21 protein-coding genes are annotated in these 22,061 nt (G+C 63.6%); 12 read left to right on the top strand and 9 right to left on the bottom strand.

Annotated elements, in window-relative coordinates; translation table 11 throughout:
• Nucleotides 1–392 precede the first annotated feature (392 nt).
• The 4 genes from A7A08_RS12770 to A7A08_RS12785 are packed head-to-tail and all read left to right on the top strand — an operon-like array spanning nucleotide 393 to nucleotide 3,755.
• On the top strand, nucleotides 393–1,652 hold the full coding sequence (locus A7A08_RS12770; protein ID WP_342586683.1) for an aminomethyl transferase family protein: 1,260 nt from the start codon (nucleotides 393–395) through the stop codon (nucleotides 1,650–1,652).
• A gap of 15 nt (nucleotides 1,653–1,667) precedes the next feature.
• Complete coding sequence (locus A7A08_RS12775; protein ID WP_069095870.1) at nucleotides 1,668–2,441, top strand: ABC transporter ATP-binding protein; 774 nt, start codon at nucleotides 1,668–1,670, stop codon at nucleotides 2,439–2,441.
• The gene (locus A7A08_RS12780; protein WP_425349031.1) at nucleotides 2,438–3,148 is read left to right on the top strand and encodes an ABC transporter ATP-binding protein; all 711 of its coding nucleotides are present in this window, start codon (nucleotides 2,438–2,440) and stop codon (nucleotides 3,146–3,148) included. Before A7A08_RS12775 ends, A7A08_RS12780 begins: the two co-directional genes overlap by 4 nt.
• On the top strand, nucleotides 3,120–3,755 hold the full coding sequence (locus A7A08_RS12785; protein WP_069095872.1) for a hypothetical protein: 636 nt from the start codon (nucleotides 3,120–3,122) through the stop codon (nucleotides 3,753–3,755). The genes A7A08_RS12780 and A7A08_RS12785 overlap by 29 nt, the downstream gene beginning before the upstream one ends.
• A 265-nt stretch (nucleotides 3,756–4,020) precedes the next feature.
• Here the strand turns inward: A7A08_RS12785 and A7A08_RS12790 are convergent, their stop codons facing one another.
• The 3 genes from A7A08_RS12790 to A7A08_RS12800 all read right to left on the bottom strand — a co-directional run bounded on the left by A7A08_RS12790 (nucleotide 4,021) and on the right by A7A08_RS12800 (nucleotide 7,363).
• The gene (locus tag A7A08_RS12790) at nucleotides 4,021–5,043 is read right to left on the bottom strand and encodes a branched-chain amino acid ABC transporter permease (protein ID WP_069095873.1); all 1,023 of its coding nucleotides are present in this window, start codon (nucleotides 5,041–5,043) and stop codon (nucleotides 4,021–4,023) included.
• Entirely contained in the window at nucleotides 5,036–5,908 is an 873-nt protein-coding gene (locus tag A7A08_RS12795) for a branched-chain amino acid ABC transporter permease (RefSeq protein WP_069095874.1), read from the bottom strand. Before A7A08_RS12795 ends, A7A08_RS12790 begins: the two co-directional genes overlap by 8 nt.
• A gap of 156 nt (nucleotides 5,909–6,064) precedes the next feature.
• On the bottom strand, nucleotides 6,065–7,363 hold the full coding sequence (locus A7A08_RS12800; RefSeq protein WP_245290937.1) for an ABC transporter substrate-binding protein: 1,299 nt from the start codon (nucleotides 7,361–7,363) through the stop codon (nucleotides 6,065–6,067).
• A 438-nt stretch (nucleotides 7,364–7,801) separates the two neighbouring features.
• Here A7A08_RS12800 and A7A08_RS12805 point away from each other — a divergent pair, with 438 nt between their 5' ends.
• From A7A08_RS12805 to A7A08_RS12815, 3 genes are read left to right on the top strand one after another with little or no spacing between them, the layout of a single operon-like run.
• Complete coding sequence (locus A7A08_RS12805; protein ID WP_245290938.1) at nucleotides 7,802–8,821, top strand: phosphotransferase enzyme family protein; 1,020 nt, start codon at nucleotides 7,802–7,804, stop codon at nucleotides 8,819–8,821.
• Between the two features lie 10 nt (nucleotides 8,822–8,831).
• Nucleotides 8,832–10,178, top strand: a complete 1,347-nt coding sequence (locus A7A08_RS12810) for an aspartate aminotransferase family protein (protein ID WP_342586684.1) — start codon at nucleotides 8,832–8,834, stop codon at nucleotides 10,176–10,178.
• A 60-nt stretch (nucleotides 10,179–10,238) separates the two neighbouring features.
• A complete protein-coding gene (locus tag A7A08_RS12815) occupies nucleotides 10,239–11,009 on the top strand; it encodes a haloacid dehalogenase type II (protein WP_208430637.1) in 771 nt (256 codons plus the stop codon).
• Nucleotides 11,010–11,085: 76 nt separating this feature from the next.
• Here A7A08_RS12815 and fabG read toward each other — a convergent pair whose 3' ends face one another.
• Complete coding sequence (fabG, locus tag A7A08_RS12820) at nucleotides 11,086–11,862, bottom strand: 3-oxoacyl-ACP reductase FabG (RefSeq protein WP_069095877.1); 777 nt, start codon at nucleotides 11,860–11,862, stop codon at nucleotides 11,086–11,088.
• A gap of 163 nt (nucleotides 11,863–12,025) precedes the next feature.
• The gene (locus A7A08_RS12825; protein WP_141693998.1) at nucleotides 12,026–12,541 is read right to left on the bottom strand and encodes a hypothetical protein; all 516 of its coding nucleotides are present in this window, start codon (nucleotides 12,539–12,541) and stop codon (nucleotides 12,026–12,028) included.
• A 50-nt stretch (nucleotides 12,542–12,591) separates the two neighbouring features.
• Between A7A08_RS12825 and A7A08_RS12830 the strand changes: the two genes are divergently transcribed.
• The gene (locus A7A08_RS12830; RefSeq protein ID WP_069095879.1) at nucleotides 12,592–13,035 is read left to right on the top strand and encodes a hypothetical protein; all 444 of its coding nucleotides are present in this window, start codon (nucleotides 12,592–12,594) and stop codon (nucleotides 13,033–13,035) included.
• A gap of 2 nt (nucleotides 13,036–13,037) precedes the next feature.
• On the opposite strand, the gene A7A08_RS12835 is transcribed toward A7A08_RS12830, so the two are convergent.
• Entirely contained in the window at nucleotides 13,038–13,550 is a 513-nt protein-coding gene (locus A7A08_RS12835; protein ID WP_069095880.1) for a DUF3617 domain-containing protein, read from the bottom strand.
• Nucleotides 13,551–13,800: 250 nt separating this feature from the next.
• On the opposite strand from A7A08_RS12835, the gene A7A08_RS12840 reads away from it, so the two are divergent.
• The gene (locus A7A08_RS12840) at nucleotides 13,801–14,394 is read left to right on the top strand and encodes a fused DSP-PTPase phosphatase/NAD kinase-like protein (protein ID WP_069095881.1); all 594 of its coding nucleotides are present in this window, start codon (nucleotides 13,801–13,803) and stop codon (nucleotides 14,392–14,394) included.
• Between the two features lie 24 nt (nucleotides 14,395–14,418).
• The gene (locus A7A08_RS12845) at nucleotides 14,419–15,015 is read left to right on the top strand and encodes a cytochrome b/b6 domain-containing protein (protein WP_069095882.1); all 597 of its coding nucleotides are present in this window, start codon (nucleotides 14,419–14,421) and stop codon (nucleotides 15,013–15,015) included.
• Nucleotides 15,016–15,034: 19 nt separating this feature from the next.
• Here the strand turns inward: A7A08_RS12845 and ppsA are convergent, their stop codons facing one another.
• Nucleotides 15,035–17,425 carry a phosphoenolpyruvate synthase gene (gene ppsA / locus A7A08_RS12850; protein WP_069095883.1) on the bottom strand — a complete coding sequence of 797 codons (2,391 nt, stop codon included), beginning with the start codon at nucleotides 17,423–17,425 and terminating at the stop codon, nucleotides 15,035–15,037.
• Between the two features lie 121 nt (nucleotides 17,426–17,546).
• Between ppsA and A7A08_RS12855 the strand changes: the two genes are divergently transcribed.
• Nucleotides 17,547–18,836, top strand: coding sequence for an SDR family oxidoreductase (locus A7A08_RS12855; RefSeq protein WP_069095884.1), 1,290 nt, complete (start codon nucleotides 17,547–17,549; stop codon nucleotides 18,834–18,836).
• Nucleotides 18,836–19,315 (top strand): DUF2269 family protein, encoded by a 480-nt coding sequence (locus A7A08_RS12860; RefSeq protein WP_069095885.1) that lies wholly within the window; start codon nucleotides 18,836–18,838, stop codon nucleotides 19,313–19,315. Before A7A08_RS12855 ends, A7A08_RS12860 begins: the two co-directional genes overlap by 1 nt.
• Here the strand turns inward: A7A08_RS12860 and A7A08_RS12865 are convergent.
• Both A7A08_RS12865 and A7A08_RS12870 read right to left on the bottom strand, forming a co-directional pair.
• Nucleotides 19,305–20,573: an MFS transporter gene (locus tag A7A08_RS12865; protein ID WP_069095886.1), complete on the bottom strand. Its 1,269-nt coding sequence runs from the start codon at nucleotides 20,571–20,573 to the stop codon at nucleotides 19,305–19,307. The genes A7A08_RS12860 and A7A08_RS12865 overlap by 11 nt on opposite strands.
• Before the next feature lie 19 nt (nucleotides 20,574–20,592).
• The gene (locus tag A7A08_RS12870; protein ID WP_069095887.1) at nucleotides 20,593–21,999 is read right to left on the bottom strand and encodes an MFS transporter; all 1,407 of its coding nucleotides are present in this window, start codon (nucleotides 21,997–21,999) and stop codon (nucleotides 20,593–20,595) included.
• Nucleotides 22,000–22,061 lie beyond the last annotated feature (62 nt).

Raw genomic sequence — 22,061 nt, forward strand, 5'->3', positions numbered from 1 at the left:
CTCGGACCAGCGCCGATAACGCATACCCGTTCGCTCATACCCTTCCGCTCCTCATCGCTGTCTTGTCAGCTTGCTTTCCGATGCCGTAGCCGGCGCCGCTTCCGTGTTTCCCACGGTTTCCTGCGATCTCCGGCGACCACTCCCTCAGTGGAATTCGATGGGGGACCGCAACCATCGCGATCCTTCGGGTCGAGTCTTGAGATTTTCAGCCCATTGCCAATTGCCATGGGGGGTTATCCCTTTGGGGATAGTCCCTGCACCCCTGCCGCCGAAGCGATGTAGGCCCAAATTCACAGCCGCCTACCCCGCCAGAGTGATTGCCTCCCACCGCACCCATTGAAGATGGTTGAGGGCAATCGCAACGGACCAGGACGAAGCGGGGCGGGCATCCGATGACCCAGAGAAATTCGGCGTTGAACGACCGGCATAAGGCGCTGGGCTCAAAGCTCGACGGCGACACCTGGTGCGATATGGCCGTGCCGTGGAGCTATGCGACCGATCCCGACGACGAGGTCGTTGCGGTCAGGACCCGCGCCGGTCTGATCGACATGTCCGCCATCAATCTCATTCGCGTTGCCGGACCCGACGCGGCTGCGGTGCTGGACAGCTTCGTCGCGATCGAGGTGCCCAAGCTGAAGCCCGGCACGGCCAGGCTCGCCGTGGAGGCCGACGAGAAGGGTGCCGTCATCGACGACATCATGATCATCCGCGACGGAAGAGACCGCTTCCGCATCACCCACGGCAGCGGCGCGACGCCTCAACAGCTCGCAGATGCGGCCGAAGGGAAGGATGTCGATATCCAGGTCGATCGGGACACCCACATCCTCTCCCTCCAGGGGCCCGCCGCATTGTCGATCCTGGATCCGCACACGCCCCTCGATCTCGAAGCGCTGGAATATTTCCATCACGCCGAGACCGAGTTGTTCGGCACGCCGGTCGTCATCGCGCGGGCGGGCTATTGCGGCGAGCACGGCTACGAAATCTACGCCGCCGCCGCCGACGCTGTGCATCTTTGGGATGCCATCCTGGACCGGGGCCGCGGCAGGGGCGTCATGGCGGTCTCCTGGACGGCTCTCGACATCCTCCGGGTGGAGGCGGGTCTGCTCTTCTTTCCCTTCGACATGCCCGAAGGCGACACGACACCCTGGGAGATCGGCCTAGGCTGGGCGATCGATGGCGACAAGAGGGCCAGGCACGTGGGAAAGCGGGGGATCCGAAGCGCCTGCGGCAAGGAGCGCGTGAAACAGGCGGGCATTGCCTGCAGGACCGGCCGCGCCGTCGAGCCCGGCGCGAGGATCTGCCGCGACGGAGAGGAGGTCGGCATCGTCACCAGCGCCGTCTTCAGCCGCTATCTGATGCAGTCCCTCGCCCTGGTGCATCTGAAGCCGGATCACGCCGCTCTGGGCACCAAGCTTACGGTCGCCGACGGGGCCGGGGAGGTGGACGCATGGTGGTGCAGATCCCCTTCTACGATCCCTTGCGCCTGCGCTCGCGATAACGGTGCGCCCGAGACGGCAATCGGGATGCAACGGCTTGGGGCCGCTCCGCCATTGGAAATGCGGGCGGGAATGGTGGCTAACCCCAAAGAGGTACGAACTTCGATGAATGCCCTCCGCCATGGGGGCCATGGTATTGATCGATCTTTCGCATGAGGGACGAGCAGACGGATGACCACAACCGAGCAACCGATCCTTGAAGTGCGCAATCTGGGCCGGAATTTCGGCGGTATCGTTGCCGTCGACGATTTCAGTCTGGAGGTGAAGCGGGGGGCCATCCACGGGCTGATCGGCCCCAACGGCGCCGGCAAAACCACCACCTTCAACGTGATCAGCGGCTACTATCCGCCCTCGCGCGGCAAGATCGTCTATGCCGGCGAGGATATCTCCGGCCGCTCGACGGCGGCCCTCGCCGATCTCGGTCTGATCCGCACCTTCCAGGGCACGACCCTGTTCCACGAGCTGAGCGTGCTGGACAATGTCCGCCTCGGCTGTCACCGGAGCGCCAAAGCCAATTTCTTCTCAAGGGTGCTCGGCACGGATCGCGCCGTCGAGGAGAAGGCCGACGAGAAGGCCCACGGCATCCTCGCCTTCCTCGGAATGGACCACCTTTCCGAAGAGCTCACCGCCAATCTCTCACACGGCCATCAGCGCGCCCTGGGCCTCGCGGTGGCCCTGGCCGCCGAGCCCAGGATCATGTTGCTGGACGAGCCCTTCACCGGCATGAACCCGGAGGAGACCAAGCGCATGGCCGAGCTGGTACAGCGGGTGCGCGACGAGCAGGGCGTCACCGTGGTGCTGATCGAGCACGACATGCAGGCCGTGATGGGCCTCTGCGATTTCATCACCGTGATGAATTTCGGCACGCTGCTGGCCAGCGGCACCCCGAAGGAGGTGCGGTCCAATCCCCAAGTCATCGAAGCCTATCTAGGGAGCGCAGCCTGATGCTCTTGGAGCTCCGCGACGTCCACGTCCATTACAACAAGGTCGCCGCCCTGAAGGGCATCGACATGGGCATTCCCGACAAGGGCATGGTCACGATCATCGGCGCCAACGGAGCGGGCAAGAGCACCACGCTCCGCGCTATCTCCGGTCTGACCCGTATCAGCAAGGGCGAGATCGTCTTCGACGGCCAGCGCATCGACAAGCTCGCGCCGGAGAAGATCGTTGCCCTCGGCATCGCCCACGTGCCGGAGGGACGGCGCATCTTTCCCGATCTCACGGTCGAGGAGAATCTCCGCACCGGCGCGTTTCTGCGGAAGGATTCTTCCGCCATCGATGCCGACCTTGAAGACGTCTTCAGGCGCTTTCCGCGCCTCAAGGAGCGCCGCACCCAGTGGGGGCGTTCGCTGTCCGGCGGCGAGCAGCAGATGCTCGCAATCGGCCGGGCGCTCATGTCCCGCCCGAAGATGCTGATCCTCGACGAACCCTCCATGGGGCTTTCACCCGTCATGGTCGACGAGATGGCCAGCATCATCCGGGACATCATGGAAAGGGGCGTCCCGGTCATCCTCGTGGAGCAGAACGCGGAGCTGGCCCTCAAGCTCGCCCGCTTCGCCTACGTTCTGGAGACCGGTAACATCGCGCTCGAAGGTCCTGCCCAGGAGCTGCACGACAATGAACATGTCCGCCGTGCCTATCTCGGAGCCTGAGGCGTCCAAAGCCGCCGATCCCGGCGAAGACTGGAGCATCCAGGAGATCCTCAACGCCGGCTGGCAGGAGGCGGATCTCGATTGGGAGCGGACGACAGTTCTTGCTCTCGACGCCCTCGGCCGGGACGACATTGCCGGGGCGAAGGACGAGTTCGGCAAGGCGCTGCGCCTCGCCCGCGAGAACTTCGAGCCCATTGATCCGCGCCTCGGCACCAGCCTCGCCAATTACGGCGTCGCCCTCGCGCTCGCCGGCGATGGCAATGACCTTCAGCCCCTGGTGCAGAACGCCTTGCAGACCTGGCGCGCATCGCCACCCTGGATCGCCAAGCTCACCGCGCCGCGCTCGGCGCGCAGCTCGATGTTTCATCTGCGCATGGAAGCCCTCCACCGGGAGACCTATCGCGCCCGCTGGCGTCAGCGCTGGCAGGAAATTGCCGAGGAAGCGATTGCGCGCCTGCAGGCCGTGACCGATACGCTCGGGTCCGGCGACAGTCCGGACCTCGATGCCCCGGCCGGGACGATGCTCGCCACCTGGCGGCGCGAGCGGCCCGCCATGCTCAACGACACCCGCAAGCTGCTCGCCGCGCGCCTCCTCCTGCTCGTTTGATGAGCTAATCAATCCTGAGAGAGCCCAGCGACGACCGCGTCATCCGACGTCAGCGCGTCGCGTTATCCTCGCGTTTCCGTCAGGACATACTGAGCTTTCATCATGTCATCCTGAGCTTGGCGTCATTGCCGGCTTGACCGGGCAATCCAGTAACTCCTGCTTCGGACAAAGAATGACTCGCTAATGACTGGATCCCCGGGTCGCGCTTTGCGCGCCCGAGGATGACAGCCGAAAGGGGAGGTGGCCTTGGTCGGCCCGCCGTCACCTACTCCGCAGGCACCTCTTCAGTGCGCATATTCTCACGCCGTTCCTTGCGGGAGGCGAGCCACGCCTTGGTCTTGGGGACCAGGCTCTCCAGCCCATCGGGCAGGAACAGGATGGAGACGATCAGCAGCGCGCCATAGAGCATTGGCCGCATCTCATCCACCCCGAGGGCGCGCAGGATCACCTCGTTGATGATCGTCAGGGTCACCACGCCGATAATGGGTCCGTAGAAGGTCGCGGTGCCGCCGACGATGGCCCAGATGAGGATGTAGACCATCTCCTCCACGTCGAACCGGTTGGGTGCGACCGCTCCCACATAATGGGCGTAGAGGGCGCCGGCGAGCCCGGCGAAGAAGGCCGAGATCACGAAGGCCAGCATCCGGTAGCGGAACGTATTCACGCCGACGGATTCCGCCAGCTTGTCCTGCCAGTGGATCGCATGGAAGGTCAGTCCGATGCGCGAGCGCTCGACCCGGTAGAGGATCAGCAGCGAGACCGCCACCACGATCAGGCAGAGATAGTAGTAGTTCACCGGTTCGAAGAAATCGATGCCGAACAGATCCGGCATCGATGGGATGCGCTTGATGCCCTTAGGCCCGCCGAACAGGAAGGTGAGATCGCTCCACTTCCACATCAGGCGGATCACCTCGCCGGCCGCAAAGGAACCGATCAGGAAGTAGAACCCCTTCATGCGGAACAGCGGGAAGCTCAGCAGGAACGCCAGGAACGCCGAGACGCTCGCGCCCACCAACATGGCCAGCGGGACGGGGACGGCCAACTCCTTGGCCGCAAGCGCCGAGGCATAGGCGCCGACGCCCATGATGACCGCATGGGCAAGAGACCATTCGCCGGTGAGCGTCAGCAGCCGATAGCTGCACACCAGAAGGACGTCGATCACCAGCATCACCAGGATCTCCTGCTGCGAGAAGGAGAGCAGATGCGGCAGGACGATCAGCAGGATTGCGAGCAGGGCGAAGCCGATGAGCCAGCCGAAGCCCGCCGTTTTCGTTTCGGGCTTATGCACGTTCTTTGGCTCCAAACAGTCCGGTTGGCTTGACGATCAGGACGGCGAGCATCAGCAGCAGCCCGACGATATTGGCGAGCGTCCCGTCATACATCGTGGTCACGAAGGTGTGCACGAAGCCGTAAAGGATGGCGACGAGCACGGCCCCCTCGAGCGACCCAATGCCCCCGACGATGATGATGATGAAGGCCGTGACGATGACCGAATGGCCCATGAATGGCGTGGGCGAGACCAGCGGCGCCGTCAGCGCGCCCGCCACCCCCGCAAGCCCGGCGCCGATGAACATGGCGATCCGCGCGGTCTGATTGATCGAGATCCCTTGCAGCACGGCCGCCTCCCGGTCCTGGGCGCAGGCCCGCAGTGACCAGCCGAACTTGCTCTTGCGCAGGAAGATCCACAATGCGCTCAGGAGGCCGACCGCGGCGAGGATCACGTAGAGCCGCTGATAGGTCAGCACCGCGCCGTCGAGGAAGACGATCTTGTCCTGGGTGGAAGGGGGAACGTTCTCCATGCGCACGCCGAAGCCCATCATGGCGACGGTCTGGAGGATAAGCAGGAACCCGATGGATGCGATGAGCCCGCCGAGCGGATTGTCCCGTAAGGGTCTGAATAGCCCGACCTCCATGACCAGGCCGAGGCAGCCGACGAAGATGAGCCCGACAACCACGGCGAGGAAGAAGGGGAAGCCCATATCGGCGTAGAGCGCCACCACCGTATAGGCGCCCGCCATGTAGAGTTCGCCGTGGGCGAAGTTGATCACACCCATGACGCCGAAGATGAGCACGAATCCTACCGCGATGAGCGCCATATAGCTCGCCGCGTAGGTCGCGTTCACCACGGTCTGAAGGAAGAGCTCGGCTGTCATCGAGAAGCTCCGTATTGCACCGGACCGGCAGGAGAGCGGCCCGGCGGCTGGCAAGAAATGTCGGTCGAGAAGTGGGGCCTCTCCCGCATCCCGAACCGCGGAAGCCGCGGTTCGGCTGTGCGCCGGATGAGCGGGAGAGGCCCGCTTCGATCAGCGCTATGTGCGCTGATAGTACATCTGACCAAGCGCCTTCATGTGCTTGATCAGGAGGTCGCTATGCTGGTCCCACCAATCGGGGATCGACTTGAAGTCCTGGATCTTGGCCTTGCCGTCCTGGATGGCGACCACCGGCCAGAGACCCACCAGCGCGTTGTTGATGCCGAACAGCTTCTCGCCCCACCAGTCGGCCTCGCCGAAGGCGTGCTTGCCAACGCCGCCTTCCTTCATGGCGGCGAGCACGTCGGTCGGCTCCGTGGTGCCGGCCTTGGTTGCCGCGTCGGCCCACAGGTCCATGATGGACGCATATTCCCAGGACACCGCGCTCCATTCGCCCGCGCCGTAGCGCTTCAGATATTCCTGGTAGAAATCGTTGGGCTTCTTGAAGTTCACATGGGGCTCGTTCAGCTTCGGATCGTCGAAATCCGGGAACTGGAAGATGAAGCCTTCCATGAACTCCTTGGAGGTCTTCTCCACCATCTTTTGGTAGAAGTCGGCGGTGCAGGAGATCATCTGACCCTTGTAGCCCTGCTGGAAGGCTTGCTCGGTCAGCGGGTGCACATAGTCGGCGTAGCAGGTGTCTAGGCAGATGATATCCGGCTTCAGCGCCAGCATCTTCGACATGATCGGCGCGAAGTCCGTCGTCGCCGGATCGAAGAAGATCGGCTCGTCCAGAACTTCGATGCCCGCCGCCTCGAAGGCCGCCAGATAGGTCGCCACGGAAGGTTTGCCGAGAGCGTCGTCCTGGGCGCAGATCACCGCGGTCTTCAGGTCCGGCTTATTCTCTGCCAGCCACTCGACACCGGTGACGTTGTAGATCGGATGCACCTCGCAAGGGGCGAGAAGCATCTCCGTGTCGGGCGTCAGATCGCTCGGCAGCAGGGTGGAGACGAGCATCTCTTCCCGCTCCGCGACCTGGGAGGCACCGGGCCAGGGGTCGCCGCCGAGCATCATGATGAATTTGACATCTTCTTCCTTGATCAGCTTCACCGCGCCGGCGCGCGCCTTGCTGGGATCGTATTCGTCGTCATACGGGACGAACTCGACCTTCAACATCTCGTCGCCGACCTTCACACCGCCGTCGGCGTTGATCCAGTCCGCCCAGATATGACAGCCGTCGAGCCCGGGCTTGCCCCAGGCGGCCACCTCGCCGGTCAACGGCGCGAGAAAGCCGATCTTCACGGTTTTCTCCGCGCCGAAGGCGATCTTCGGCATTGAGACGCTGGCTAAAAGAGCTGCCGCGGCCGTGGTGGACAGAAATTGACGGCGATCCATGCCGCCCTTGCTGAGTTTTGTCACCTTGATCCCTCCCTATCGGACCCGGAGCGCATCGCTTTGTTTGGGCCGGAAGGCCGGCGCCCCATCTCACTGCACGGCACTGCGGTCGGTCTTGGCGAACCCGGCGGTCGTACGGCCGCGCGGCTCTTGCTTCTCTGTCCCGCAAGCGCTAAGTGGCTTGAACACGCTGACTGCCGACTAGATGCCGAATGCCTGCGAAGACGCGGCGGAATTCGGATCGCCGGACAGCGCAGCGCGACATTTTCGCTCACCGGTCCGAGTCTCAGAATCTGGCTGATCGGAACAATCCTCTTCTGGGGGTAACCCGAAGGGGGTACGGAATGTCGCACCCGTCGAAAGCCGCGCAGAAGCTGGAAATCTGCCCAAAAAATCGGCAGCTGAAATGTCGATGGATTGGGCGTCTGGGCTTTTACATTGCCCGCCCGTTCGGCGATGCTGATGGCACCCGAAGAAAAGCCGACGGCCCGCCCCATGCTTTATGAAGACGCTCTTTTGGAGAGGCTCGAAGCCGGCCTGCGCACCGCCCTGCCCAAATGGGGGCTGGGCAAGGATCCCAAGGTGAAGCTGCTGACCGTCTCGGAGAACGCGACCTATTTGGTAGAGCGCGCCGACGGCAGCAAAATGATCTTCCGCGTTCACCGGCCGGACTATCACACCGAACGGGAAATCCGCTCCGAGCTGGCTTGGGTGGCGGCGCTGCGCGAAGACGGCGTGGTCGAGACGCCGGAGACCATTCCCACCGAGGACGGCGCGCCTCTGGCATCCTTCTCCGATGGAGAGGCGACCCGCCACATCGCTGCATTCTCCTTCATGGCCGGCAAGGAGCCGGATGCCGACGATGACCTGGTGAAGTGGTACGGCGAGCTGGGCGAGATCAACGCGCGCCTCCATGGCCATGCACGGGACTGGCAGCGGCCCGAGGGCTTCACCCGCAAGACCTGGAATTTCGACACCATCATCGGTAACGGCGCCCTGTGGGGCGAATGGTCCGCCGCCCCAGGTCTCACGAAAGAGGGGCATGCGATCCTGGAAAAGACGGCAGACCTCCTGCGCCAGCAGACCGATGCATTCGGGACCGGCGAAGACCGCTTCGGCCTGATCCACTGCGACATGCGCCCGGCCAATCTCCTGGTCGACGGCGACCGGCTCGGCGTGATCGACTTCGACGATTGCGGCTTCTCCTGGTACGCCTACGACTTCGCCGCTGCGGTCAGCTTCCTGGAGCACGAACCCTATCTCCCCGACGTGATGGCCGCCTGGGTCGAGGGCTATCGGAAACAGGCCCCTCTTTCCCAAGAGGTGGCTGCCGCCCTTCCCATGTTCGTCATGCTCCGCCGCATGCAGCTCACCGCCTGGATCGCCTCTCATGGCGAGACGGAGACCGCGCAATCCATGGGCGAGCCGTACACGGAAGGGACCGTAACCCTGGGCGAGTCCTATCTCGCCGAGCACGGCTGAGGCGCTGACGGTGGCTGGAAAGACCATGCCCGATACGAAGCAGATCCTCGCTCTCAATCGCTTTGAGGCCAAGGAGGGGGGAGCTCTCGATCCGGCCATCGCCGATCTCGTCGAGCGGCGCGAGACGACATTCGGCGCGTCTTCTGTGCTGTTCTACCGGGAGCCGCTGCATATCGTCCGCGCCGAGGGCGTCTTCATGTACGACGCCGACGGCAAGCGCTATCTCGACACCTATAACAACGTGGTTCAGGTCGGCCACTGCCATCCCCATGTCGTCGAGGCGATCGCCAAGCAGGCGGCGACCTTGAACACCAACACCCGCTATCTCTACGACAACATCCACGATTACGCCGAGAGGCTGCTGGAGACCTATCCGGCCTCCCTGTCGAACATCGTGTTCACCTGTACGGGAAGCGAAGCGAACGACATCGCGCTCCGCCTCGCCAAGCTGTTCACTGGCGGCCAGGGCTTCGTGGTCACCGAGACCGCCTATCACGGCAACACGGCCGCGGTGTCGGAGGTCTCGCCGGCCTCCTTCAAGGGCCGCGCTCTGCCGGCCCATATCCGTGCTGTGCCGGCTCCCGACTCCTATCGCCGGCCCACCGACGATCTGGGGGAACGCTTCGCGTCCGAGATCGAAGAGGCCATCGGCGAGCTCGAGGAGGAAGGCATTCCCTTCGCCGGATTCATTGCCGATTCCATCTTTTCAAGCGATGGCATCTACGCCGATCCGCCCGGCTTTCTGGAGCCCGCCATCGAGGCCGTGCACAACGCCGGCGGGCTCTTCATCGGCGACGAGGTGCAGCCAGGCTTCGGCCGTACCGGCTCTCATATGTGGGGCTTCCAGCGTCACGGGGTAACGCCCGATATCGTCACCATGGGCAAGCCCATGGGGAATGGCTTCCCCCTTGCCGGCGTGGTGACGCGCCCGGAAATCTTGGAGCCCTTCGCCGAGGAGACCGGCTACTTCAACACCTTCGGCGGCAACCCGGTCGCGGCGGCCGCAGGCCTCGCCGTCCTCGATGTCCTGGAGGACGAGGGCTTGCTCGAGAATGCCGAGCGGATGGGCGGCTATTTCCGCCAAGCGCTCGACGCCATGCAACAGCTCAATCCCTGCATCGGCGATGTGCGCAGCGCCGGGCTCTTTATCGGCATCGAGTTCAGCAAGCCCGGCACCACGGATCCCGATCCGGCCACGGCGGTATCCGTGATCAATGCTATGAAGGATGAAGGCGTGCTGATCGGGGCAGCCGGCGCTGACGGCAACATCCTGAAGCTTCGCCCGCCGCTCTGTCTGGAACAGGAGCATGTCGACTTCTTCCTGGAAACACTGTTCGAGGTCCTGTCCGATCTCTAAGGGCAAGCCCCGGTCGGACGGCGCCTCCCCACACCGCGAGGACAGATCATGAGGTATGGAGTGCTGACAGCGCTCGCGCTTTCGGCTGTTGCGCTCTTTGGCGCAACCGCCGCCCAGGCCGAGCAAGGCGATCGTCTCAAGGAGGAAGCGATGAAGCCGAAGGTCATCTTCTTCGACGTCAACGAGACCCTTCTCAATCTGGAGGGGGTGCGCAGCTCCGTGGCGGAGGCGCTCGGCGGCCGCGAGGATCTTCTGCCGCTCTGGTTCTCCACCATGCTCCACCACTCCCTGGTCGAGACGGCGACCGGCCGGTTCCATCCCTTCGGAGAAGTCGGCGTGGCCGCGTTGATGATGGTCGCGGAGACGAACGGCGTCGAACTCACCGAGGAAGATGCGAAGACGGCGATCCTGGAGCCGCTGAAGAGCCTGCCGCCCCACCCGGACGTGCGCCCTGGGCTCGAAGCGCTGAAGGAGCAGGGCTACACCCTGGTCAGCCTCACCAACTCGTCGAACGCGGGCGTGAAGGCCCAGCTTGAGAATGCGGGTCTAGCCGATCTTTTCGATCGCATGCTGACTGTCGAGGATACCAAGATCTATAAGCCCAACCTCGCCGTCTACGAATGGGCGCTCGACCGGATGGGCGTCGAACCGGAAGAGGCCATGATGGTGGCGGCCCATGGCTGGGACATCGCCGGCATCAAGGCGGCAGGCATGCAGGGCGTGTTCGTCGCCCGCCCGGGCAAGGCCCTCTATCCGCTCGCCATCCCGCCGGACTTCGTCGTGGCGGATCTCGGCGAGCTCGCCGAGGCCATGAAGCAGCGCGCGCAATAGGCGAACCCACGGCGCGCCGGAGAGAGGGGCTGCGGCCTGCCTGACGACAGGCAGGCCCAGATCGGCTCGGGAAGCTTTAGCTGTTCATCTCGTCGAGAGCTTCCGGCGATTCCGGCAGCACCTGGCCCCCATCGACCACAATGGTCTGGCCGGTCACGTAGGACGCCTCGTCGGATGCGAAGTAGAGCGCGGCGTTCGCGATATCCGTCACGTCGCCCAGCTCATGCAGAGGGATCGCGGCCTTCATGCCGTTGAGATACTCCTCGCCCGTGCCGGCGAGCCCTTCCGTCATGATGTTGCCTGGGAGCACGGCGTTCACCGTGATCTTGTTGGGCGCGAGCTCGATGGCCGCCGTCTTCATGAAGCCGAGCTGACCGGCCTTGCTTGCCCCGTAATGGGACCAGCCGGGAAAGCCTGTGATCGGTCCGGTGATCGACGAGGTGATCACGATGCGTCCGCTCTTCTTCTGCTTGAGATAGGGCAGGACGGCGGAGACGCACAGGAAGGTGCTCTTCAGGTTGGTGTCCATCACGAAATCGAAATCCTGCGGCGTCATCTCGCCGAGCTTAGCCGACGGAAAAATGCCGGCATTCGCGCAGAGAATGTCGATGCCGCCGTAACGGTCCGCGGCCGCCTTCGCCATGGCCTCGCAGGCATCCGGGTCGCTCACGTCTGCCTGAAAGCCGGAGGCGTTATCGCCGATTTCCTTCGCCACCGCTTCCGCCTCCGCCAGGTTGCGGGAGACGACCAGCACATTGATCCCCACCTCTCCGAACCGCTTTGCGATTCCGCGTCCGATGCCCTTGCTGCCACCCGTGACGATCGCCGTGCGGCCTTCCAAAGATTTGAACATGGTTCTTCTTGCCCCAGCTCGTGTTCCGACCTTCCAAGACTGCGGCAGGCTGGGGAAGGTGTAAACCCGCCGGCGTCGCCGTAAGCCGCTGCCGCGTCCGGATGGGATAAACGCAAAGGCTCGAGGCAGCGTAATCCCGCTGGGCTTGCGGCGCGCCGACGGACTAGCGGTTTCCGGTCACGGTCGACCAGATTGTGGAGCCGACAGAACGCGCGGACTTCCTCGGATGGTAGGGAAAGTCCGGCTCGTACTTGTCGGCCTCGATGATCTTCTCGCCCTCCGGCCCGGTGAAGCGGATCGAGGAGCTCGCCGGCGGCGGAAGATGATCTTTAAGCTTGAACTCGAAGTCGCAGAAATCGACCTCGTGGATCCGCTTCAAGAGGTCCGTCCTGTCGCGGACTTCGTCCACGGGAACGGCCCGGCCGAGTACGGTAATCCGGGATGGACTGCTCAGAGGCCGAACCGCGAGAACGTCGAAGCCTGCAAGCTTCATGAGGCCGATGACGGCCGTTTTGGTCGGAACGGAGTATGTGTACGCCTCCGGCACCATTTCGGTTTCGGTATTTACGAAGATGGCGGCCCGCTCTTCCTTCGGATCGTAGGCCGTCTCCATGATCAATAGCCCGCCGTCCTTGATGATCTTGCGGCACTCGAGGAAGGCGGAGACCGGATTGAGCATGTGATAAATACGCCCGCGCAAAGGATCAGGTCGAACCGTCCGGCCCCGAAATGCTCGGCCAAGTCTTTGATCTGCAGGTGGGGATGGTAGTCGATTTCGAGGTCGAGAACCTCCCTTCCGCGCAAGAAGGTTTTCTTCCGGTGAGACTCTGTTGCGTGAACCTCGGCGGCGCCAAGTGCTTTCATGCCGAAGCTGGCGAGACCGTCCACCGCGCCGATATCGAGAACCGTCTGACCGGACAGATCGATGTCCTTGAGCAGATCCATGGCGCCGAACAGCGTGGCGTTCTGAGGCTTCCCAGGCGGAAAACGTCCGCTTGTGGCGAAATCGCCAAAATTGATCGCGTGAAACCATTTCTCACGCGAAAACTCATCTTCAAGCGTTTCGTTACCCACGGCGAGCCCCCAAAAAAGCTAAATCTAAACCTGACCGGCAGAGCCGTTTATTACGGCGATGAAGCGTGCGCAACAGCCACGCGGATCGATAAAGCCTAGCTTTATTCCACGTCACCGCAATCCTCAGCGAGCCAGGTGCCTTCGGAACTGTGCGACATCTCGATGGGCCGACCGCCCCGCGCACCCTTGAACGTCATGCTGCCCGTATAGTGGGTTTCGCTGTCGAACACGTATTCCAAGTGGCCCGTGCCCTGGATCTCGCCGCGGCACACGAGATCTGCGCTCATCCGGTCTTCGCTCAACTGCCGGTTCTCCATGGTGCAATCTCCCATGTCCTCCGGCTTCGGCAGCTTCCGGTTGGCGATTTCCTCCTCGGTCAAGCAGGTCTTGATGGTGGTGGTCTGAGGCTTGGAGAGGTCGGGGATCTGAATACCCATGGCCTTCAGCTGCGCCATCTTGTCGGCCGGAATGGCGGGCATTTTCGGCATCCCTTCTCCGCCGAACGTCATGGTCGTCGTCTGCTCCCAGAGTCCGGCCCGGCCCTCGGCATAGGCCGGATGAGACAAGGCACCAAGGGCGAGGAGGGCCACGGTCGCGAGCCAAAAGCGGTGCATCGAAATCTCCCTGTTTGAAAAATCGGCGACATTTTAAAACGCCGGACAGTTTGGGCTCTTGCTCTGTCTCTGCAAAGCCTTCGCGTACTCCCTTGTGAGAATTGCTAGGCGTTCGCCCGGCGCCTATGGCATTCTTTCCGGGCGTAGAGGGGGAAAATTCTGCTTCTAAGAGTATGAATTTGTTGCCGCATTCATTCACCGCGTCCGGACGGATAGGAATGGGGCCGACCACGCTGGAGGAGAGTGCACGATGGAGCAGGCGAAGAAGTCGACGTCAGAGTTTCGCCTCCGGGTAAGGCGCCTCTCGATTGCGGGCCTTGTCCTGATCGGGCTGCTCGGGGCGTATGCCGGAATGCTCGAGCTGTCGGGCAATTTTCGGGGCGTCGTGCCGGGCGAGTTCTACCGGTCCGGTCAGCCGACGCCTGACGATATCGCCCGCTACCAGAGGTCCCACGGCATCAAGACCATCATCAATCTGCGCGGCAAGAATGTCGGACGCTCATGGTACGACGCCGAGGTCGAGGCCTCCAAGAAACTCGGTATCGAGCATCTCGATTTCCGGATGTCGTCCAAGCGTGAGCTGACCCAGGAGCAGGCCGCCACGCTGATCGCCATGATGGAGAAGGCCCCGAAGCCCCTCCTCATCCACTGCTATTCGGGCGCCGATCGCTCGGGCCTCGCCGCAGCCCTCTACATCGCCGCCGTGGCGAAGCAGGGCGAGATCCGCGCCGAGGCTCAGCTTACTCCTGTCTTCGGCCATTGGCCGATTCCCTTCCTCGCCAGCTACGCCATGGATGAAACCTTCGAGGCCCTGGAGCCCTGGCTCGGCTTCCCGGACTCCTGATTGCGTGCCGACAAGACTGAAGCAATGAATCTCCAATCCAAATCTGCGCCGAGCTGGGTTTATGTCTGGGATCCGTTCGTGCGGATCTTCCATTGGAGCGTTGTGGTTCTCTTCGCCGTGGCCTATCTCACCGGCGACGAGATCATGGGCGTCCACGTCTGGGCCGGCTACGGCATCGCGCTTCTCGTCACCATACGTGTGATCTGGGGCTTCGTCGGTCCCCGCCGTGCGCGCTTCTCGGACTTCATCTACAAGCCCTCGACCGTGCTGCGCTACTTCTACGCGCTGCTCCGGCGCAGGTCCGAGAGGCATCTCGGTCATAGCCCCGCGGGCGGAGCCATGATCGTCGCTCTCCTGATCGGACTTGCCGTAACATGCGCCAGTGGCCTCGTGCACTACGCCATGGAAGATGGTGCAGGGCCACTGAGCTACTTCATCGCCCAAGTGCCGAAGGGCGAGCACAATGCGCTGCTCGGCCTCGTGCACGAGACCCATGAGCTTGCCGCCAACCTCACCCTGGCGCTGGTGGCAGTGCATATCACCGCCGTGCTCTACGCAAGCTACGCCTATCGCGAGAACCTCATCCGCGCGATGTTCAACGGCTACAAGCGTCCCGAATAGAAGCGCGACACGCTTCCGATCAATCCGACGGCGTCTTTCCCGCTTCCGCATCGGCCACGTGCTGCTTCACGCTCATGAAGCTGTCCGGTGTTACCGAGATGGAATCGATCCCGCACTCGACCAGGAAATCCGCGAATTCCGGATGGTCGCTCGGCGCTTGTCCACAGAGCCCCACCTTCGCGCCGGCCTCATGGGCCGAGGCGATCACCGTGGAGATCATCCATTTCACCGCCGGGTCCTGCTCGTCGAACAGTTCGATCAGATCTTCTGAGTCCCGGTCCACGCCGAGGGTAAGCTGGGTGAGGTCGTTGGAGCCGATGGAGAAGCCGTCGAAGCGCTCGGCGAAGGCTTTTGCCCGCACCACGTTGGAGGGCAGCTCGCACATCACGTAGACCTCGAGCCCGTCCTCACCGCGGTTGAGGCCGTTCTCCGCCATCACCTCCAGAACCTTGTCCGCCTCCTTCGTCGAGCGGCAGAAGGGAATCATCACAAGGATGTTCTTGAAGCCCATCTCGTCGCGGAGCCGGCGGATCGCCTGGCATTCCAGCGCGAAGCCCGGCGCGTAGTTTGGCGAGTAGTAGCGGGACGCCCCGCGGAACCCGATCATCGGGTTTGCCTCCTCGGGCTCGAATCCGCTGCCGCCCAGAAGGTTGGCGTATTCGTTGGTCTTGAAGTCGCTCATCCGGACGATCACCGGATTGGGATAGACCGTGGCGGCGATCCGCGCGAGGCCGCGGGCGAGCTGCTGCACGAAATATTGCGGCTTACTCTCGTAGCCGCGAGTCATCTTCGCGATCTCCCGCTTCGCCGCCTCGTCTTCCAGCGTATCGAACTCCACCAGCGCCATCGGATGCACCTTCACGTGGTTGGAGATGACGAACTCCATGCGCGCCAGACCCACCCCGTCGGCGGGGAGCTGCCACCAGCGCATAGCGGCCGCCGGGTTGGCGAGATTGAGCATCACCTTGGTTCTGGTCTGCGGGATATCGGCGAAGTTGAGGGTCTCTTCCTCGAATTCCGCATCCCCTTCATAGACGAAGCCGTCCTCGCCTTCGGCGCAGGAGACGGTGATGTCCTGCTCGTCGTGCAGCACTTCCGTCGCGTCGCCTGTTCCCACGATCGCGGGCAGCCCGAGCTCCCGACTCACGATGGCGGCATGGGAGGTGCGGCCGCCCCGGTCGGTGACCACTGCCGCCGCACGCTTCATGATCGGCACCCAGTCGGGATCCGTCGTCTCCGTCACCAGCACCGAGCCCTCGACGAAGCGTTCGATATCGGCCGGGTCGCGGATCAGGCATACCGGCGCGGAGACCACCTTGTTTCCGATCGCAAGCCCAGTGGTGAGCTGGCGTCCCTTCTCGGTGATCCGGTACTGCTTGAAGGAACCCGTATCCCGTTGCGACTGCACGGTCTCGGGGCGAGCCTGCACGATGAACATCTCGCCGGTTCGGCCGTCCTTCGCCCACTCCATGTCCATCGGACAGCCGTAATGGCTTTCGATCTCCACCGCCCAGCGCGCCAGCTTCAGGATCTCATTGTCGGTGAGGACGAAGCTGAGCTGCTCGGCGCGGGACGTCGGCACCACACGGGTCGGGTTTTCGCCTTCCCGGGCGTAGATCATCTTCTCGAGCTTGGATCCCCGGCCCTTATGGATGATCGGCGAGAGGTCGTGGTTCTCCAAAAGCGGCTTGAACACCTGATAGGCGTCGGGATCGACGGCGCCTTGCACCACCGTCTCGCCGAGCCCCCAGGACGCATCCACCACCACGAGCTTGTCGAAGCCGGTCTCCGGATCGATGGAGAACATCACGCCGGCGCCGGCCAGGTCGGAGCGCACCATCTGCTGCACGCCGATGGACAGGGCGACCTTCAGGTGATCGAAGCCCTTGGTCTCGCGGTAGCTGATGGCGCGGTCGGTGAAGAGCGAGGCGTAGCAGCGTCGGCAGGCGGCCAGCAGCTTCCGCGTCCCGCGGATATTGAGGAACGTTTCTTGCTGACCGGCGAAGCTGGCATCGGGGAGATCCTCGGCCGTGGCGCTGGAACGCACGGCGACATCGCCGCTTCTCTGGCCCATGCGCTTGGAAAGCTCTTCGTAGGCCCCGCAGATCGCATCGGCGATCTCCTCGGGCCAATCGGCCGCCAGGAATGCGCCCCGGATGGCGGAGCCGGTCTCGGCGAGAGACGCCTTCCCGTCCTGATAGTCAGCGAGCCGCCTCTCGATTTCCTGGTCCAGGCCATTGAATTCCACGAAGCGCCGGTATGCATCCGACGTCGTGGCGAAGCCTGGCGGCACCGGCACGCCCCGGCTCGCCAGATTGGAGACCATCTCTCCGAGCGATGCATTCTTGCCGCCGACGGTCTCGACATCGTCGCGGCCCACCTCTTCAAACCAAAGAACGGGATTCGTCATGAAATCTGATCGGCCTCCCTCAAGCGTGGTCTTTTGCGCCAGTCTGCACGAAAATGAGAGGGGCAGAAAGCGCGAGCGCTGGGAACCATAGACACGGGCTGTGACAGGAAGAGGGAAGGGCGTGCGAATTCTCGTGACCGGCGCGAGCGGGCTCATCGGTTCGGCGATCTGCGCGAAGCTGATAGCGGAGGGACACGCCGTCGTCGGTGTCGGGCGCCCCGGCGGATCGCCTCTGCCGCAAGGCCTCGCCGGTCAAGTCTTGGTCGACATGGCGCGCCCCGGCTCCGCGAGAGAATGGGCGTCGCATCTGCAAGACATCGACGCCGTCGTGAACTGCGCCGGTCTGCTGCAGGCCGGGGAGGGCGGCACCCCATCCGATCTCCATATCGCGGGCGTCGATGCCTTATTCGCCTCCTGCGAAGCGGCGGGCATTCGCCGCATCGTGAGCATCTCCGCCCTCGCGGTCGCCGAGGATGCGCCGACCGAATTCGCCCGGAGCAAGCACCGGGGAGACGAGGCGCTGATGGCGCGAGATCTCGATTGGGTCATCCTCCGCCCGTCGGTGGTGCTGGGCCGCGCGGCCTATGGCGGCAGCGCCCTCATCCGCGGTCTCGCGGCGTTGCCGGTCTTGCCCGTCCTCATGGAGTCCGGTCCTCTGCAGATCGTGACCTTGGACGACGTGGTGAAAACGACCGCCTACTTCCTGAAGGAAAGCGCGCCGAGCCGGATCGTCCTTGAGCTGACCGGCCCGGAAAGGTTGCGTTTCGAGGAGGTCGTTGCCGCCTATCGTAACTGGCTCCGCTGGCCTCCCGCCCGCCGGTTGCGCCTGCCCGACTGGATCGGGACCTTGCTCTTCAAGCTCGGCGATTTCGCCGGGCTCCTGGGCTGGCGCGCGCCGGTCCGCAGCACCGCACAGAAAGAGCTCCGGCGCGGCTCCACCGGCGACCCGCGTCCCTGGATGGAAGCGACCGGCATGACGCCGCGCTCCTTGCAACAAATGCTCGACGCCACACCTCCTTCCGTTCAGGAGCGGTGGTTCGCCAAGCTGTTCTTCCTGAAGCCGCTGACGCTTATCGTCTTCGCCGCCTTCTGGCTCATCAGCGGCCTGATCGCGCTCGGCCCGGGCTACGACGAAGGCGTGCGCATCCTGCAAGCCGCCGGGTTCGGTGCCTATGCCGAAGTGACCACCGTGTTCGGGGCGGTCGCCGATATCGTCCTCGGCCTTGCCATGCTCTATCGGCCGACCGCGCGCGCCGCTCTGATCGCAGCCTTCGTCCTTTGCATCTTCTATCTCGCGATCGGAACGATCGTCGCGCCACAGATGTGGGCGACGCCCCTCGGCATCTTCACCAAGGTCGTGCCGATCATGGCGTTGAACCTCGTCGTGCTCGCGCTTCTGAAAGACCGGTGATGGCCTACCTCGTCCTGAAATATCTGCATGTGCTGGGGGCGGCCGTGCTGCTCGGTACGGGCGCGGGGATCGCGTTCTTCATGCTGCTGGCCCATCGCACGGGCAATCCGACGACTGTCGCTGCGGTCGCGCGCATGGTCGTCATCGCCGATTTCGTCTTCACCGCCACGGCGGTGATCGCCCAGCCTGTTACCGGCGTCGCCCTGGCCCTCGCCGCAGGCTATTCGCTCCACCAGGGATGGATCGCTTTTTCGGTCCTGCTTTATCTTGTGGTTGGCGCCTTCTGGCTCCCCGTGGTGTGGATGCAGCTTCAGATGCGCGATCTGGCGGAGCGCGCCGCCGGGGAGGGCACTCCCTTGCCGCCACGCTATCACCGCCTGTTTCGCACCTGGTTCGCCTTCGGAATCCCGGCCTTCGTCGCGGTGCTGGCGATCTACTGGCTGATGATCGCCAGGCCGGAGCTTCCGCTTATCGGCTGACCTCGGCGTCAGCGGGATAATCCGCCGGCACGTAGTCTTCCGGGATCTCGGGATCGAGGGTCGCCGACATCGGCGTGGTGGACGCGTAGGTCATGAATGCACCCTGCTCGTCCTCCGGGATCGCCTCGCCGGTCTGCGACCGCCAGAAGCCGAACAAAGCGGCGGCGCCGGAGCAGATCGCGATGAAGAGGAACAGTCCGCCGGCCCCCATCAGGCTCATGGCGGCCGCGGCGATCATCGGACCCACGGCAGAGCCGGCGGAATAGACGAGCACCAGCCCGCCGCTGGCTCCCACACGTTCATCGAGCGACACCTGGTCGTTCACGTGGGAGGCGCAAAGCGGATAGAGCGCGAAGCTCGTGCCGCCGAACATCATGCCGAGCAGCAGGAGAGCGACATCGGGCACCGCGACGAAGGTGACGCCAAGCGAGACGAAGAACACCGCCGTGAAGCAGCCGACGATCACCATGCGGCGGTCGTATCGGTCCGACAGCCAGCCGAGCGGCCACTGCATCACCACACCACCCAGGATCACCATGCTCATGAAGAAGGCCGTCGCCGTCAGCGTCAGCCCCAGCCTCGCCGCATAGACCGCGCCAAGCCCGAAGAACGCGCCGAGCATCATGCCGGCCAGCGTCGCGCCTACCAAACCGAGAGGCGAGATGGAATAGAGCCGGCGGATCGTCGAGCGCGGCTGATACGTGATGTCGGGTTGCGGGATGCGGGTGAGGGCGACGGGAAGCACGGCGAGCGAAAGGATCACCGCCGCTGCCATGAAAGGCAGGGAGGGAAGCCGGTCGCTCAGATTGAGCAGGAACTGACCGAAGCCCTGGCCCGAATAAAGCGCCACCGTGTAGCCGGCGAGGATCGCGCCTCGGGTGGTCATGGTCGCCTTTTCGTTCAGCCAGCTCTCGAGGCAGATATAGACGCCGGCCAGACAGAAGCCGTCGACGAAACGAAGGAAGGCCCAGAGCGGCACGTCCTGATGGATAGCGTAGCCCAGGGTGCTCGCCGAGAAGATCGACACGAAGCTCGCAAAGGCGCGGATATGCCCGACCCGCTGGATCACTCGAGAGACCCGCAAGGAGCCGAGGGTCAGCCCGGCGAAGAAGCACGTCGCCACCAGGCCGATGAGCAGGGAGGACACGCCCTCGCGCTCGAGCCGCACGCTGAGCAGCGTGGAGAGAAAGCCGGTGCCGGCCATCAACATGAAGATGGCGAGCAGCAATGTGCGCACCGGCAGGATTGCTGTGAACATTAAGCGTTTGCAGTCAGTATCAGGTTGTCGCTTCGGCGCTGCCCGCCGCCTCGTCTCTATCCATACTCCGCACCTCGCGTTTCGAGGCGTCGGTCCCCGGGATTTCCGTTCCGCGCAGCGATTGGCCCGCCGTCTCCACCAGGAAAAGCAGAGAGAAGGCGCCGACCGCGCACGCACCCATCATCAGATAGGCGGGTACCAGGAAGTTGCCGGTTTCGTCGATCAGCCATTCGTTGACCGCCGGAGCCGTGCCGCCGAACAGCGAGGTCGCGACGTTATAGGAAATCGCGAACCCGGCGAAGCGCACCTGAGTGGGAAACATCGCCGGAAATGTGGCCGAGATGGTGGAGAGCTGCGGCACGAAAAGTATGCCGAGCACGGCAAACCCAACGATTGCGCCAATCAGCGTCGTCGCCATGAGCTGGTAGAGCGGGATCACCGCGACGAAAAGCCCGATCAGGGAGAACCACCAGAGCGGCTTGCGGCCGATCTTATCCGACAGGTGTCCGAAGAAGGGCAGGAACACCATCATGAACAGCATGCCGAGAATCGGCACCAGCAGGGCTTCGTCCGTCGAAAGACCCAGCTCTTTGCCCAGATAGGTAGGCATGTAGCTGAGCAGGGTGTAGTGGACCACGTTGAGGGCGGTCACCATGCCGCCCATGGTGAGAAGGATGGGCCAGTACTCGGAGATCAGGTCCCGCAGCTCCGCGAGGACGTTCTTTTCCTGCTCGCCCTGCTCCTCGATTTCCTCGAAGACCGGCGTGTCCTCCATCTTCGAACGAAGATAAAGGCCAATGAAGCCGAGCGGCGCGGCGACGAGAAACGGCAGCCGCCAGCCCCAATCATGCATGGCCTCGGTGCCGAGCAGCAGAGAGAAGCCGAGCATCAGCAACGCGCCGGCCGAAAACCCGCCAAGTGTGCCGAACTCAAGGAAGCTGCCGCACAGCCCCCGCTTATCGTCCGGCGCGTATTCCGCCATGAAGGTGGCCGCACCGCCGTATTCGCCACCGGTGGAAAATCCCTGCAGCATCCGGAGTGCGATCAGCAGCACCGGCGCCCAAATGCCGATCGTGTCATAGGACGGCACGAGCCCGATGAGGAACGTGCAGCCCGACATCATCAGGATGGTGAGGGCGAGGATCTGCTTTCGTCCCAGCGTGTCGCCGAGCGGCCCCCAGAAGAAGCCGCCGAAGGGACGGACCAGGAACGAGATGGCAAAGGTCGCCAGAGCGAACAGCGTCGCTTCCTGGGTGTCGCCCGGAAAGATCGCCGTGGAGATATAGGTCACGCCATAGGCGTAGATGCCGTAGTCGAACCACTCGGTCGCATTACCGATGGCCGACGCGGCGATGGCCCGCCGCAAGACGCCCGGCGGTGCGGCTTCCTCGGTTCCCGGATGCGGATGGCGCTCGCTCGTGCTCATTGGCTTCCCCTTTGTTGCCGGTCGCTGTTATTCGCCTTCCGGCTCACAGCCCGCCGATGTCT

Origin of the sequence: Methyloligella halotolerans, from assembly GCF_001708935.1 — a bacterium.
GTDB lineage: Bacteria > Pseudomonadota > Alphaproteobacteria > Rhizobiales > Methyloligellaceae > Methyloligella > Methyloligella halotolerans.

What these genes read in the sequence shown, in the direction of transcription:
- A7A08_RS12770 (WP_342586683.1), top strand. Translation starts at nt 393, where the DNA reads ATGACCCAGAGAAATTCGGCGTTGAACGACCGGCATAAGGCGCTGGGC.
- A7A08_RS12775 (WP_069095870.1), top strand. Translation starts at nt 1,668, where the DNA reads ATGACCACAACCGAGCAACCGATCCTTGAAGTGCGCAATCTGGGCCGG.
- A7A08_RS12785 (WP_069095872.1), top strand. Translation starts at nt 3,120, where the DNA reads ATGTCCGCCGTGCCTATCTCGGAGCCTGAGGCGTCCAAAGCCGCCGAT.
- A7A08_RS12795 (WP_069095874.1), bottom strand. Translation starts at nt 5,908, where the DNA reads ATGACAGCCGAGCTCTTCCTTCAGACCGTGGTGAACGCGACCTACGCG.
- A7A08_RS12805 (WP_245290938.1), top strand. Translation starts at nt 7,802, where the DNA reads ATGGCACCCGAAGAAAAGCCGACGGCCCGCCCCATGCTTTATGAAGAC.
- fabG (WP_069095877.1), bottom strand. Translation starts at nt 11,862, where the DNA reads ATGTTCAAATCTTTGGAAGGCCGCACGGCGATCGTCACGGGTGGCAGC.
- A7A08_RS12825 (WP_141693998.1), bottom strand. Translation starts at nt 12,541, where the DNA reads ATGCTCAATCCGGTCTCCGCCTTCCTCGAGTGCCGCAAGATCATCAAG.
- A7A08_RS12830 (WP_069095879.1), top strand. Translation starts at nt 12,592, where the DNA reads ATGCTCGGCCAAGTCTTTGATCTGCAGGTGGGGATGGTAGTCGATTTC.
- A7A08_RS12835 (WP_069095880.1), bottom strand. Translation starts at nt 13,550, where the DNA reads ATGCACCGCTTTTGGCTCGCGACCGTGGCCCTCCTCGCCCTTGGTGCC.
- A7A08_RS12840 (WP_069095881.1), top strand. Translation starts at nt 13,801, where the DNA reads ATGGAGCAGGCGAAGAAGTCGACGTCAGAGTTTCGCCTCCGGGTAAGG.
- A7A08_RS12845 (WP_069095882.1), top strand. Translation starts at nt 14,419, where the DNA reads ATGAATCTCCAATCCAAATCTGCGCCGAGCTGGGTTTATGTCTGGGAT.
- ppsA (WP_069095883.1), bottom strand. Translation starts at nt 17,425, where the DNA reads ATGACGAATCCCGTTCTTTGGTTTGAAGAGGTGGGCCGCGACGATGTC.
- A7A08_RS12860 (WP_069095885.1), top strand. Translation starts at nt 18,836, where the DNA reads ATGGCCTACCTCGTCCTGAAATATCTGCATGTGCTGGGGGCGGCCGTG.
- A7A08_RS12865 (WP_069095886.1), bottom strand. Translation starts at nt 20,573, where the DNA reads ATGTTCACAGCAATCCTGCCGGTGCGCACATTGCTGCTCGCCATCTTC.
- A7A08_RS12870 (WP_069095887.1), bottom strand. Translation starts at nt 21,999, where the DNA reads ATGAGCACGAGCGAGCGCCATCCGCATCCGGGAACCGAGGAAGCCGCA.